This window comes from Janthinobacterium sp. B9-8 (assembly GCF_000969645.2).
Classification (GTDB): Bacteria; Pseudomonadota; Gammaproteobacteria; order Burkholderiales; family Chitinibacteraceae; genus Iodobacter.
In genome coordinates this window covers 367000-381312 of record NZ_CP014222.1, presented here as the reverse complement: position 1 = coordinate 381312, position 14313 = coordinate 367000, and the positions used below count along the sequence as shown (strand labels likewise).

General features: G+C 44.2%; 9 protein-coding genes. 6 read left to right on the top strand and 3 right to left on the bottom strand.

Annotation, left to right across the window (positions count from 1 at the left end; all coding sequences use genetic code 11):
• Nucleotides 1–21: 21 nt before the first annotated feature.
• The 3 genes from VN23_RS01580 to VN23_RS01570 form a co-directional block, all read right to left on the bottom strand.
• On the bottom strand, nucleotides 22–2574 hold the full coding sequence (locus VN23_RS01580; RefSeq protein WP_046351089.1) for a TonB-dependent receptor: 2553 nt from the start codon (nucleotides 2572–2574) through the stop codon (nucleotides 22–24).
• A gap of 376 nt (nucleotides 2575–2950) precedes the next feature.
• Nucleotides 2951–4780: a sensor domain-containing diguanylate cyclase gene (locus VN23_RS01575; RefSeq protein WP_197432997.1), complete on the bottom strand. Its 1830-nt coding sequence runs from the start codon at nucleotides 4778–4780 to the stop codon at nucleotides 2951–2953.
• A gap of 301 nt (nucleotides 4781–5081) precedes the next feature.
• Nucleotides 5082–8540 (bottom strand): DUF748 domain-containing protein, encoded by a 3459-nt coding sequence (locus VN23_RS01570; RefSeq protein ID WP_046351088.1) that lies wholly within the window; start codon nucleotides 8538–8540, stop codon nucleotides 5082–5084.
• A gap of 361 nt (nucleotides 8541–8901) precedes the next feature.
• On the opposite strand from VN23_RS01570, the gene VN23_RS01565 reads away from it, so the two are divergent.
• The 6 genes from VN23_RS01565 to VN23_RS01540 all read left to right on the top strand — a co-directional run bounded on the left by VN23_RS01565 (nucleotide 8902) and on the right by VN23_RS01540 (nucleotide 14220).
• A complete protein-coding gene (locus VN23_RS01565; protein ID WP_046351087.1) occupies nucleotides 8902–10026 on the top strand; it encodes an STAS domain-containing protein in 1125 nt (374 codons plus the stop codon).
• A gap of 63 nt (nucleotides 10027–10089) precedes the next feature.
• A complete protein-coding gene (gene hslV, locus VN23_RS01560; RefSeq protein ID WP_046351086.1) occupies nucleotides 10090–10623 on the top strand; it encodes an ATP-dependent protease subunit HslV in 534 nt (177 codons plus the stop codon).
• Nucleotides 10624–10842: 219 nt separating this feature from the next.
• Nucleotides 10843–11658, top strand: a complete 816-nt coding sequence (locus VN23_RS01555) for a response regulator (RefSeq protein WP_046351085.1) — start codon at nucleotides 10843–10845, stop codon at nucleotides 11656–11658.
• 158 nt (nucleotides 11659–11816) lie between these two features.
• A complete protein-coding gene (locus tag VN23_RS01550; protein ID WP_046351084.1) occupies nucleotides 11817–12782 on the top strand; it encodes a biotin--[acetyl-CoA-carboxylase] ligase in 966 nt (321 codons plus the stop codon).
• Nucleotides 12779–13519 (top strand): type III pantothenate kinase, encoded by a 741-nt coding sequence (locus tag VN23_RS01545; protein WP_046351083.1) that lies wholly within the window; start codon nucleotides 12779–12781, stop codon nucleotides 13517–13519. Before VN23_RS01550 ends, VN23_RS01545 begins: the two co-directional genes overlap by 4 nt.
• Nucleotides 13516–14220, top strand: a complete 705-nt coding sequence (locus tag VN23_RS01540) for an SPOR domain-containing protein (RefSeq protein WP_046351082.1) — start codon at nucleotides 13516–13518, stop codon at nucleotides 14218–14220. Before VN23_RS01545 ends, VN23_RS01540 begins: the two co-directional genes overlap by 4 nt.
• Nucleotides 14221–14313: the final 93 nt, after the last annotated feature.

Here is a 14313-nt window from a genome sequence, read left to right as displayed (position 1 = left end):
TTTTTTTATTTATACTACAAATTAAAGCTTGTAATCAAAACCAATAAATCCATACCGGCCAGATGTGGTACCGCTATGCCCTCCACCATCAACAGAGTATGGCGAAACTTTATCAAACAGATTATTCACACCCAATACAAAAGATGTGTTTTTATTGAGCTGATAACCCGCAGATAAATTAAATACGGTGTATGAGGGCAAATAGCCATCCGGGTTACTGCTGTTTTCTGGCAGATCAGCAGCATCATGCACACGGGCAAATGTTTTAGCCGTTAAAGTGGCATCGTATTCTGCATATTGATAGCCCAGCGAAATCCGGTTCGACCAATCTGGTGTGTCATACCCACCCGTTCGCTCAATGGGCGCTTCGCCTTCCAGATCAGAGCTCTTATAGCTCAGCGTATAGCTAAACTGATCCCGAAAAATAAACTTGCCCCAGCCATTGGTTTTATAGGCGTAATTGAAATCAATATCGACGCCAGAGGTATCAATCTGGCCAATATTGGCCAAAGGCAAATCGACCACTTCGATTTTTCCTTTTGCTAAAGCCGGGTAATTTTTTACTTCGTCCGGATCCAGTGCCAAACGTTTAATCAATTTAGCCATAGCAGGATTGCCATCTTCGTGATCAATCACATACTGCGGATTCAAACGAGCAATTGCATCATTTTGCTTGATGTTGTACCAATCAATACTGAGCGATAAGTCTTTTAGCGGCTGAAATACAAAACCCAGCGTTAAGTTATTAGACGTTTCCGGTTTTAACTCCGGATTACTGCGGCTATTTAAATCAACCCTGCCTATGCATTCACCGCTTGGAACGCCCATTGGCTTGCAACGTGCCCAGTCATTATAAAAGTAATAACTCGGGGTAGGTGACATGCTTAATTGCTGCAGGCTTGGCGCTCTGAATGTGCTGGTGGCCGATCCGCGTAATAGCAAGGATTCAACAGGCCGATAAGAAACGGCCACTTTAGGCGATGTAGCGCCACCTACATCATCATAATGGTCGTAACGCAATGCAGCTTGTACTTCCAGATTTTTTAATACCGGAATATTTAATTCACCATAAATCGATTTAACCCAGCGGCTACTTGCCACGGTGCTGTCTTCTTCCGCCTTTTCTTTTAAAATATTCACCCCGGCAGCAAAGCCAACATCGCCAGCCGCTAATTGAAATAGCGAAGCATTAGAAACCCGCGCATCGCCAATTAATAAAGAAGCTGTGCCTTCACGATAGCGTGATGTAATTAAAGCTTTGGCTAAGGCTTCCGGATTGTTTGCAATAAATGGATCGTATCCACCCTTTTTAAATGCAGCCGTAATTTTGGCTGGATCGGCGCGGTCTCTCGCTTGGCTGCTTTTATTGCTACTGTAGGTCAAAGCGGTTTCAGCATCCCAGCCTGCAAGCGTACCCTTAGCCCCCAAAACGGCACGCAGCGTATCGCTATCTACATTATTTTGCGCTAAACCTGCTTCATAAATACGCCGGGTAACGGTGATATCTTTGCCATTGGTTTTTACCCCATTAATCACGTCTTTATAGGCCGCATCACCGGCTTTTATCACTGCTTGCGCGGCGGGAATAGAAAGAGGCCAACTTTCAAAAGATTGTCTGTCTTGGCCAATCCCCAGCTCGGCAAATAATAGAGCATCATCACTCAGCTGGTAGTTATAAAGCGCATTGGCATTTAAGCGCTTTATATGTGCGCTGCGATAAAGATTTTCACTAGAGAGGCATTTCTGGTTGCCAAATTGATCAATCACAATTTCGCCATTGCCTTCGCAACCGGGCAATAGTGTTGTTGTTCCTCCTTTGATTTTATAAGCACCACCATGTAAACCCGTAAAGCGATTATCTGCCCCACCTAAACCACGTTTATCTAGGCTTTTAGTTGCATCATGCTGATTATCAAAAGTAGGTTTTTTATCCGTCACATCCAGCGTGATTAATAAATTTTGATTATCTTCATTTAAATTACCAAAGCCAGCGGCAATGCCCAGCACTAAATCCTGGCCATCGCCTACAAAGTTTTGCCCATATTTACCTGTTACCGAAACGCCCTGAAAATTGCGCTTAGTTTTAAAGTTAATCACCCCTGCTACCGCATCAGAGCCATAAATAGCCGCTGCACCATCGTAAAGCACTTCAATTTGCTCGATTGCAGAGAGCGGAATATTGTTAAGGCTAACCGGGCTGGTATCAACATCGGCAAAACCATTTGGTGCTAAGCGGCGGCCATTGAGTAAAATCAGCGTATTTTTAGCCCCCATATTGCGCAGGCCCACGTTGCTAGAACCCGGTGCAAACCGGCCACCATCCGTAGCAAACTCTAATGACGCCTTTGGAAGCAAGTTATCAAGCGCTTCAACCACAGTTGTGGCACCTGACTTTTCAATTTCATCACGCTTAATCACCGTTACCAAAGAAGGGCCTTCTTTATTGATCCGCTTAATATTAGAGCCCACCACCTCAACCCGCTCCACCTTACTTGCTATTGGTAGATCTTCGGCATAGGCAGCAGCAGTGATTTGAGCGATCACAATCGCCAGTAATTTTGGTCTAAAGCGCATTACATCCCCCTGAGCAGATAAAAAGCGGATACCTTTTTATTCTTTAAAGTTATTAAAAGTATTTTTTATATACCTAACAACCAATTTAGCACAGGAAGCAACGGCAATGACAAAGGAATAATAAAAACACCCGACAACAAATCTAAGCCTATGATTTATATAAAAAATAAACAATAAAAAACATTTGCAGCGCTACAACAACCATTTATTGCATATAAACAGACCGATAAATAATAAAAACCCTAGCTTCATCTTAATAAAGCCAGAGTTTTTATATATGCTTATTACTTAAAACAATGAAACAAAACTAAAGAGATGATTTAAAAGATCGTTCAATCACTTTATTAGCCGTAAAATTTTAAGCAAGCGCACTGAATTAGGAAGGATCCACCCATACCACGCAATTTTTCCCCTGATGCTTGGCTTGGTAAGTCCCCTCATCGGCTCGTTTCACCAAACTTTTAGCATCATCACCCACGATAAACTGGCTTACTCCAATACTCACCGTGCAATGGAGTATTTGCTCCGGGGCTGGGCGCTGAATTTGATCGGCAAAGCGCTGGCGTAAACGTTGCGCCACATTGACTGCATCTTCGCTGCGTGTTTCTGGCAAAACCACAATAAACTCTTCCCCACCATAACGATAAGCGCTATCCATTTCTCTTAAGCAGCCCCTAATCACCATAGCAAGCGATTGCAATACTTTATCGCCTTCTAAATGACCGTATTGATCGTTTACTTTTTTAAAATTATCAATATCCATCAAAAGCAAAGATAAAGGCCGCCCGTAACGCCGTGCCCGTTCCAGCTCTTTTTCAACACTCTCATAAAAATGCCGGCTATTAAATAGGCCAGTCATGCCATCGGTCATGCTTAAATCCCGATAACGTGCTTCACTGGCTTTTAAGGCCTCCTCGGCTAAACGCCGCTCGTTCATATCTTGTAATGTTTCAATCGCGCCCACCACGCAGCCATCCATATCGCGCAACGGTGCAGCAGTAAAGAACACCCATTTTCCTTCTGGGCCAAATTGAGAAAAGAAATCTTCAGCTTCAAAAACCCCCTCAATCAAACGCGAAGGCCTGAATTTGCCGTGATAAAACTGATCCACATCCTCAGCCATTGCCCCATTCATAATTAAATCGGCCATCACGGGGCGCTCGCTGGGATAAAACGCCCGCCACTGCTCTTTACTACCAATCACCTCCTTGGCAGCAAGCCCAGTTAGGGCTTCACAAGCGCGATTCCAGTGCGTTACCGTATGATTTCGGTCGATCACAAACGTAGCGACCGAGCTGCCATCCACAATCTGCGCCAAAAAAGCCTGGCTGGCTTGCAACGCCGCTTCAACTTCATGCCTTTGGCTCACATCTTGCAAAGTTTCCATCGCGCCTACCACTTTGCCGCAATCATCCCGAATGGGCGTTGCCGTAAAATAAATCCAACGACCATGCTCACCAAAATGGGCAAAATAATCCTCTGCCTCAAATACTCCCCGCACATTGCTGGAAAGTTGCACCTTGCCGGGGTAAAACAAACCCACACTTTTTTCTAAGGCTTCATCAAGCATCAAATCAGCCAACACTGGCCGTGGCGATGTATAAAAAGCCTGCCACTGATTCGATGTGCCAATCATTTCAAAGGCTTTTTTGCCAGTAAACGTTTCGCACGCCAAATTCCAATGCGTCACCACATGATTGCAATCAATTACAAAAGAGGCGACAGGGCTACCTTCAACAATCTGACTTAAGCTTAAACGATGCTCCATCATATTAAGCTCGGCACGGGTACGTGCAAGTTGCTCCCGGCTTTCATTAATTGCCCGCAGCAAAACAATCGGCAGCAGCGCCAAAAAACCACCTGCGGCATCTTTAATCAAAAAATGCTCGTTATTTAACTGCACGGCGTGCTTTACCCACCCCTCACGTCCTGCTGGTACCAAAATCACAATGGGAAAGTTTTGGCTAAGCTGCATCAGCTGCTTGGTGTATTTAAGATGGCTTTCAGCCAGATCAATCACGAGAACATCAATGGCGTGATGTTGAGCACTCAAGATCTGATCCAGCTGCATTAAATCCCGGCACTCTTGGATGGTGCAGGGTAAATCACTAGCTGCCATGCCTTGCAGCAACGATGCACTATCAGCCTCTTGCCCTAGCAATAATAAAACGCTTAAATGCGATGCAGATTCACCATACAAAAACATAAACGCCCCAATACACGTTATAAACTTCGTGAAAGAGAAATCCATCAACTGCTAATACTTCATCAGTAAAGGTGCTTTTAAGATGTATTACAAGCAAAAACAATATGCGCTTATTAACTAATACAATATAAAAAACACATGACATAACTTATCCGTGTAAGCCATATCATTTTCAATTTTATTTGTAAGACTAAAGACATTGCAGAGTATTAATCAATATAATTTAAATTCACATAAAAAACGGCCACTGATCAACATATATATTGTTAATCAGCGGCCGTTTTAGCAGATCAGTGTTGCTTTATTTCAAATCAAACTTCACTCGTGACTTGCTATCTTCACTGCTGCTTATCCTGGGTTTCACTAAAAAAATACGCGCTTCATCTACACCAGCAACCAACAGTGCTGATTTAACCAGCAAAGCTCGCCGTAAGCCCAGAGCATATAAATCATCATTTTTTACTTCTGTATGCTCAAAGATCAGTTTTTCCATTTCTGCTACAGTCAGTGCTTTATCCATACCAATTAAATTGGTCGGCTTAGTAAATTTTTCACTCTTATATAATTTCTCCAACAAGCTTGGGTATTCATCCTGGCTAATCATCAGCTCATGCTCATCCTGGCTTAAGCTATCTGCCACACTTGCCATTTTTAATAAGCGAATTTTTCTTTGTAAGCTCTTTTTCTTTAAACCTTGACCATCCACAGATAGACTTAATACGCTTTGCACATCCAGCTTTAATGCAGGACGATCTGCAAGTATTTCAGCCAGCTGCTGAATGCTCTTTATTGCCTTATCATCTATTTTTTCGCTGCCAGCAATAAAATCAACATGCGACAATACAGCCCCTTCATGGCCCAATGAGCTTGCCAGGGCATCAAAAGGAGAGGTCACCACTTTTTCTAAAACATTGCCAATTACCTGCCAGATAATACCCGACACGCTAAATTGGGGGTCATCTAATGAACCTTCAATTGGTAAATTAAGCTTAACTTGGCCTCGCCTGTCAGTTAACAAAGCCAGTGCTAATTTAACGGGTAATGTTGTGGCGTCTTTGCCCTCTATTCTTTCTTCACTTAAATTAAGCTGATCTAAAAATATATTATTACTTGCAATTAATTTACCACCTTCAATCCTATAAGCAATATCCATCGACATCTTACCCTTCTCAATCCCATAGCCTGCATACTTCGTAGAGTAGGTCGAAGCCGAAGTTAAATCATAGTTTTTAACTCCGCCCTTTAAATCAAGGAATATTTTCTTTGATAAGGGATTCAGCTCACCACTAACTTTAACCGGGGCAGTTTTATCTACAAACCCCTGTAAATCAAGCTGGGCGCGCGCATTTTCCGCACTAGACAAGCCCGCAATAGTCCCTGTCATCTTCGTTAAATTGGCAGTGAAATTAGGCTTAATAAAAAAATCGCTGTAACGGATATCACCGTTATTCAGTATAATTTTTTTAATCTGAACAGGCGGCAAGCCTTGCTCCGCCACGGGCACCGCCGTTACAGCACTTGCCGTATTGGCATTCGCCACAGAAACCTGCTTGCCATCTTGCACCAGAATATCTTGTAAATTAAGTCTGCCCGTTGGCGATAAAATCAAACGAGAAAAGAACTTATCTAATGCTACTTCAGCAATATCAACACGCAGTGGTAATAAAGCAGCATCAACGCCTTTAAAATCTAAACGATTCCATTTTAAAAAAGCAGTAGATGTCTGCTTATCAATCGCATAGAAATGATCCACGCTAAAAGCACCACGATAGCGGCCATTTAAATCAGGCTTGCTTACAACTTGCAAATTTCCTTTTGCATTTAAAAAACCTCTGGCAAGAGAAATATTTAAATACTTAGTAAAATATGGCTGTAAAAATGCGGCATTCACTTTGCGTAAATCTAGCGCAATTTGTGCCGAAAAAGGCATCGGCACAATATCCCCACTGATATCAATCAAGCCGCTATCGGCCCAGTGCGCACTCAATTTTAACTTACCTTTACTTCCTGCTGCGGTATCTAACTGATCAAAAACTAAAGAAATATCTCTTATCGGAATAGAAGGCGCTTTGGCAAGGCGTTTATCTGATAAATCAAGCTGCCACTCACTCATATCCACTTTCGCGACTTGCACACGCCACTGCCCGGAAGCAGGCACAGCTTCACGACGGGGAATCAGCGCCGAAAAATTAAACTGCCCATTAGCCAGCCATTGCACACCAAGTTGGCCACCTTGGCTTTCAATGGCTGCCACGGTAATTAATTGCTGTTTTGAATCTAGCTCAAGCGCTTTAATGGCAAACTGCTCTGCCTTTAATAAGGATTTTTTCTCTTTAGGTAAATGCAAAGAAAACTGTTGTAATTTTATATCTGTATCTTTTAAAGAGTAGGCAAGTGGCTCACTAGAAAAATGAATCGTGCTTGATAAATCAAGCTGACCACTATCAACAATTCCGTTAAAATAAGGAGAGATAAATGGCATATACTGTTTTAGCTCTAAAGCCGTCAGACTTACTTTGCCATCTAAAACAAAAGGCTGAGGCGATACTTTTAAATCAGCTGAAAACACCTCCCCTTCTGCTGTTCTTGCTGAGAATAAAACAGGAATCGCTTTATTTTTTTGATTAGAATAAACGGCTACGTCTGCTTTAATATCATTAAACTGCAAATTTTCATATGCAACACGGCTATTAACAATTTTAATATTTTTAATATCAATAATATTCTTATTTTTAGAGTGATCATCCACTGCAACAGGTTGTTGTTTAAAAGCTTGTAGCCAATTTAATTCACCACGATCATTTTTACTTATAGTGGTATCAAGGCCATCTACTTTGATATCGCTCAAACGATAAATTTGCGCAAGAGGCTCTAAATTTTTCAATGATACTGAAAGCTGATTTACTTTCAAAAATGGCTTATCTTTCAGCTCTACATTAAACTGTTCTAATTGCAAAGGGCCACTAATCTGTAGTCTTGTGCTATCTTTTTCAAGATGAAATTGTAAACTGAGCTGTCCTGACAAATAAGCAGATAATAACTTTAATTCATTAGGTAGTTTTATATACTGTGTATATTGCGATATATTTAATTTTTGCAAGTTAAAAGTTAATCGTGTATCTAAGCTATTGGAAAACGGTTTACTTTCACCATCAATTTTAAACACTGTTCCATTTAATTTACCAGAAACACTGGGCTGAATGTAATCATTTACTCTGTGAGCCAAGGTAGAAACAAAAGGCAACGCCAGCTCTAAATTTGTTAATTTTTGCTGAGTATGCAGCACTTGGTCATTAAAAATAATGGTGCCATTTATTATTCTAATATTATTAAGTGAAAAACGAGCAGTTTCTTTATTATTGTTATTTGCAAATAACTCAATTAAATCTGAAAAATTATACTTTGATTCATCTAATCTGATAACGTCTATTTGCGGCTGAGTCAGTGTAATCTCTTTGATAATAGGTGCCATTTTCCATAAAGAAGCCCACTCAATATCAAGGACCAGCGATTGAAACCGTGCAAATGGCACAGACTCCTTGCTGATACTTACACCATGCAAGGTAGCCTTAAGAATAAATGGATTAAACGTGACTTCTTCAATACTCACGGTGCGATGCAAGGTTTTAGAAAGCGCAGCTTCCAACCTCGGCTCAGCCCATCGGGGGAAGAGCATGCCTCCCACCAATCCAAGCAGCGACAGAAACAAGCCAAAGAACAGCAGCCAGCGTTTAAATTTCAGGCCGATTTTGCGTTCCATAAATTAAATACTCAGTTTTTCAGTAGGAAGTAAGCATTTTAGGCCGAGTCACCACGAGCTGCCTATTGAGGTGTGAGCTTAATCCACAATAAATGGAATAATCCCAAAATACAAAACCGAGCATACAAGCCAAACTCATTTAAGCTGCCTCACACAAAATGCCGTAAGCATATTTTTTGTGAGCTGACACACGGAAGTTTGGCTAAAACGATGTTGAGCAAAAGCATTCTGTTTGCGCTTTACTCGCTCCGCTTTTCAGGTGATATCAATGTCAGGCAAAATAATCCGCAAAAAACAAGGTAAAAAGCTTAGAATTAACGAGTATTTAAACCGGCAGCAAACCTAATACTGGATTCCTAAAGTGGCTTTTTCATTTATTCGTAAAAAACTCACCCCTGATACACCCGCTCATATTCCCTTAGTTGAAGCGAATGAAAAACCCACGGCTGCTCAACAAGAACCTGACTTTGATCTTGCGCAGCTTAATATTGAGGTGGTAGATAATAAGTCGCAACTTACCCCCGCTCAAGAAGAGGCCGCAATGCTGCATAGCAGTGGCCAAAGTAAAGCAGCCATGGCTTTTCTACTTACAGAAATTAAGCAAATTACCGGATTGCGCCAAACAGAAACATGGTTAATGTTATTTGAATTATTACAACAACATAATAATAAACCCCTATTTGACGAAATAGGCTTAATGTTTGTTTTAGAATTTGAAAAAACGCCGCCTATTTGGCATGACGCAATGCCAAAAATAAGCAGTGAGCATTCAAACTACTATGCTTTTCCCGCTATTTTGAATAGCCAAAATATCGATCAAGAAATTAAAGCATGCCAGACTGCTTCGCAGGGTTGCAATAAATTGCGTATGGATTTAGCGAAGATATCGCAGATCGACACCATTGCCGCTGCAGAATTACTGACTACCTGGCAGAGCTTTAGCAAGCAAGATATCCAGTTACAACTTTTAGGCAATACTGAAGTAGAAACTTTGCTTAGAAAACGAATTCAAACTGGCCGCGCTATTCCTGCCGAAGCACCGCTCTGGCTATTATTAATTGAATTGCAGCAGATGCAGGGGCTGCAAGACGAGTTTGAAAACTTAGCGGTTGACTATGCAATTACCTTTGAGGTGTCTCCACCTTCCTGGATAGAGACCAGCGCTGCCGTCTATGCCCCTGTAGAAGAAGCTAGTTTTATACCGCACAGCGCAACTGATCGTTTATTGATCGAAGGCGATCTGCTCAATAACAAACCAGAGCAATTGGCCATCATCCGGGATTTTGTACGCCAGCATACATTTCCTGTGCTCGATTTTACAGCAGTGACACGGGTTGATTTTGATTCAGCAGGACAGCTACTCGGTTTATGCATGGAATACCCGCAGCAAATTACCCTTTGCAATGTAAACGCCTTGGTTCTCGCCTTACTTCGCATTATGGGGATGACCGAGCTGCTGATTTTGTCCCAGTCATCGCAAAAATAAACCCTTGTATTTTGCCGCCCCAGCCGCCACCTCTGCCTTATATAAATTGGAAGGATGCTAAAGATGGAACAATTTGACGGCACAACGATCGTTTCTGTTCGCCGGGGTGATCTGGTCGCGGTAGGTGGCGATGGCCAAGTGACCTTAGGCAATGTTGTTATCAAGGGTACAGCACGCAAAGTGCGTAAGCTCTATAACGATAAAGTCATCGTTGGTTTTGCCGGAGGCACTGCGGATGCTTTTACCCTGTTCGAGCGCTTTGAAACCAAGCTGGAAAAACACCAAGGCCACCTGACCCGTGCAGCCGTAGAGTTGGCTAAAGATTGGCGCACCGATCGTATGTTGCGCCGCTTAGAAGCCATGCTGATTGTGGCCGATAAAACCGCCACGCTGATTATTACAGGCAATGGTGATGTATTAGAGCCAGAGCATGGCATTGCTGCGATTGGCTCAGGTGGCGCATTTGCGCAATCTGCCGCCCGTGCCCTGCTGGAAAACACCGATTTAGCCCCCGAAGTGGTGGTTAAAAAAGCATTAGAAATCGCCGGAGATATTTGCATCTATACCAATCAAAACCATACGATTGAAACAATGTAAACGGCATCGTCTGCCTTATTCAAACCTAGGCTGGTAAAAAAACCGCGCCCAATTCAGCCAATGAATTGGGCGTTTTGCATATTTATCTTCAGCCAGCTGAAATTCAACCCCGATCTGGCATACTTTTTCTCTGAAAAATAGCAAGCGGCCCCTTTAGCCTTTTACTTATTTTATCTAGGCATCTATAAAGGAATGTGATTATTAGGTGAATATACAATCATGGCTAAACACTTTTCGATTGGTGAGCTACGCCTTATTTTGATAGAGCCCTCTACGGCACAAAATAAACTGATTACCGCAAAGCTGAGGCTGCTTGGCATTATTGATATCCTTTCTTTTGAGCAAGGCTCGCAGGCACTCGCCTCCTTAAAAGTAGATAATAGCCCCAATTTAATCCTCAGCGCCCTCTACCTAAAAGACATGACTGGCATTGAGCTACTTACCCAGCTGCGCAATAATCCCGATACCCAAGATATTGCTTTTGTGCTGATTTCCAGCGAAACCCAGCCCAAAGTTTTAGAGCCATTACGCCAGCTTGGCACATGCGCCATTATTCCTAAGCCATTTACTTCAGAAAACCTAGATCACGCCCTCTGCGTTTCGCTGGATTATCTGTCTGAAGATTTAACGCTGGATCAAGACGATTTAGATTTGGATATGCTGAGAGTATTGCTAGTTGATGATTCTAAAGCTGCGCGTAATTACATGCGTAAAGTGCTTGAAAACCTAGGCGTGCGTAATATTAAAGAAGCTGCAAATGGCCATGAGGGCGTACAGCTTTTAGAAGAATGCGTTTTTGATCTTTTAATCACCGATTACAATATGCCGGAAATGGATGGCAAAGAATTAATTGAATTTGTACGTAACAACAGCTGGCAAAGCAATATCCCCATTTTAATGGTTTCATCCGAAAGCGATGGTGGCCGGCTTGCTGCGGTTACTCAAGCGGGTGTTTCCGGCATTTGCGATAAGCCTTTCGAGCCCTCAGTCGTGCGTGGCTTGCTGGAAAAGATCCTGCGTGAACATCAGCCTTAGCCAACATCTCACTCCAAACCGCTATAAGCACCATATTGCCGTGTAATCATTAGGATTGGGCCACTCCTAGCACCGCTTTTTCAACTATTTAAGTGTCCTTTACGCCATATACAGCCAAGCAGGTGGAGCTTAATCCTGCTTGCCGCTAGAATGTCGCCATGTTGCATACACTTACACTTCTGCGTCAGCTTAATGCTGATGAATTTACCTCAGGCGAAGCCATTGCCAAGCTGCTGGGTATTTCCAGATCCGCTGTTTCTGGTGCGCTTCATCGCAGCAGCGATTATGGCATCGAGCTGGAGCGCCGCCACGGCGTTGGTTATAAGCTTGCTCAGCCTGTGGAATGGCTGGATCAAGCCATCATCAAGCAACACCTTAAGCCCAATACGCCTTTTTGCCTGCAATTAGTCGATGAAATTGACTCGACCAACCGCGCCCTGAGGCAAGAATGTGCCGAGCCCGGAACAGTACTTGCAGCCGAATGGCAAACCGCCGGAAAAGGCCGCTTAGGGCGGCAGTGGATAGGCAGCTTGGGCGGCAGTCTTTTATTTTCTGTGGTCTGGCGTTTTAGCGGCGGAATGACTCGCCTGGCGGGCTTAAGCCTTGCCCTCGGGATTGCGCTTACACGCGCACTCGAAAAAAAAGGCTACCAAGGCACCGGGCTAAAATGGCCTAACGACGTGCTTTGCCCCAAAGGAAAGCTGGCTGGTATTTTAATTGAGCTATCTGGCGATGCCTTAGGGCCTGCGGATGCTGTGATTGGCATCGGCTTAAATCTGCGCCTCTCTCCCGAGGAGCGCATCCACGCCGATCATGCAGCAGACTTAAGCGATTGCTCAGGCCCTCCGCCAGAGCGCAATGCACTGCTTGCTGCCATCTTAAATGAGCTAGCCGATATTCTGCCCCGCTTTGATCAAGATGGCTTTGCACCGCTGCGCACCGAATGGGAAGCGCGGCATCTTTGGCAGGGCGAACAAGCTAAGCTCATCTCCGCCGATGGCAAAGAAAGCCGTGGACGTATCATTGGCGTGGCCGAGGATGGCGCATTAAGGCTGGCAGGAGAAGATGGCTTAAAAGTGGCTTATGCGGGCGATGTTAGCTTACGCAAGGTGAATGCAAAATGAAAATACTCTTAATTGATCTGGGCAATACACGGATTAAATGGGCCTATCGTGAAGGTGAAACCTTATCTACGGAAGGCTTTATCCTCAACACAGATTTTAATCAGCTACTGCAGCAGCTAAGCGCCCTGCCCCAGCCAGAAGTCATCCACGGCTGCACAGTAGGTGCGCCAGATCTGGCCAGCCAACTTGATGCTTTTTGCCAGGCGCAATGGCAACGCACTATTCAATGGCTGCAAGTCAGCCGTGCAGCACTGGGTATTCAGAATGGCTATCGCTATTTAGAGCAGCAGGGACCGGATCGTTGGGCGGCCGTTTTAGGTGCGCGCAGCTTATTTCCTGATAAAGCACTACTGATCGCTAGCGCAGGCACGGCGCTGACCGTTGATGCGCTGACCGAAGATAATGAATTTTTAGGTGGAATGATTTTGCCGGGGTTACGCCTGATGAAATCAGCACTGGCACAGCAAACAGAGCGCTTAACGTTCAGCGATGGCGCTTTTCATGATTTTCCACGCTGCACCACCGATGCGATTCAAACCGGCTGCTTAAGCGCTTTAGCAGGCAGCATTATGGCCATGCATGCCCGGCTGGCCTTGCGCGGGGACACGCCGCTTTGTATTTTATCCGGCGGAGACGCCGCAGCCATTGCGCCGCTTTTAAGCGCTTACCACCCCATCATTGCCGAGCAGCTGGTGCTGCACGGTCTTGCCGCCCTTGCCCGGAATAACGCTTCATGAAATGGTTTTGTGCTCTATTGCTTGCTGCTAATTTGCTCCTTTGGAGCTATACCCCTGCGCCTTCCGCAGCCCCTCGTGTAAACAGCGAAATTAATGCAGATAAAGTAAAGCTAATCGCCAGCCTGCCTGTACAGATCGTCAATCGACCTATGCCGGTCATGGCCAGTGAAGTAGAAGCCGCCCCGCCAACACCAAGCCCCACACCAAAGCCAACTCCGACACCAACGCCCGCCCCCAAAGTTGAGCTGGCAACCGCATGTATGCGCTGGAGCGGCATAGGCCAAGAGCAAACGGATTCCATGCGGGCGCGCCTTAAAACACTAGGCATTAGCAATACAGAAGCGGGCGTCAGCGGCAAAGTATGGGTTTATGTTCCACCACAAACGGATATTGAGCTAGCCAAGAAAAAAGCACAGCAACTAAGCGATCAAGGTGTGCAGGATTACTATGTGATCAATAATGGCGGCCGCTGGCAAAACGCCATTTCCCTCGGCATATTCAGTAGCCGCGAAGGCGCAGAGCGACGCTTAAACGAACTAAAAAATCAGGGCGTAAAATCAGCCGTAGTGAGAGAGCGTGATGATAGTCCCTCTCATATGACTTTTACACTGCGCAAAGTATCAGCAGATCAGCAGCAAAAACTGGAAAAAATAAATGCCCAGCTTAAAGGGGCACAGCTTCAAGTAACTAGCTGCTCTTAGCTATCGCTCAATTTTGATTTATGCAAACTCACTAGCGGCAAAGACCAGTGAACCTCAATCAAATTACTTTAGCAGCGCTCAATATCAGCGAAT

Bases quoted from the DNA above. Each gene is read 5' to 3' on its own strand.
- VN23_RS01580 (WP_046351089.1), bottom strand. From the start codon at position 2,574: ATGCGCTTTAGACCAAAATTACTGGCGATTGTGATCGCTCAAATCACT.
- VN23_RS01575 (WP_197432997.1), bottom strand. From the start codon at position 4,780: ATGTTTTTGTATGGTGAATCTGCATCGCATTTAAGCGTTTTATTATTG.
- VN23_RS01570 (WP_046351088.1), bottom strand. From the start codon at position 8,540: ATGGAACGCAAAATCGGCCTGAAATTTAAACGCTGGCTGCTGTTCTTT.
- hslV (WP_046351086.1), top strand. From the start codon at position 10,090: ATGGAACAATTTGACGGCACAACGATCGTTTCTGTTCGCCGGGGTGAT.
- VN23_RS01555 (WP_046351085.1), top strand. From the start codon at position 10,843: ATGGCTAAACACTTTTCGATTGGTGAGCTACGCCTTATTTTGATAGAG.
- VN23_RS01550 (WP_046351084.1), top strand. From the start codon at position 11,817: ATGTTGCATACACTTACACTTCTGCGTCAGCTTAATGCTGATGAATTT.
- VN23_RS01545 (WP_046351083.1), top strand. From the start codon at position 12,779: ATGAAAATACTCTTAATTGATCTGGGCAATACACGGATTAAATGGGCC.
- VN23_RS01540 (WP_046351082.1), top strand. From the start codon at position 13,516: ATGAAATGGTTTTGTGCTCTATTGCTTGCTGCTAATTTGCTCCTTTGG.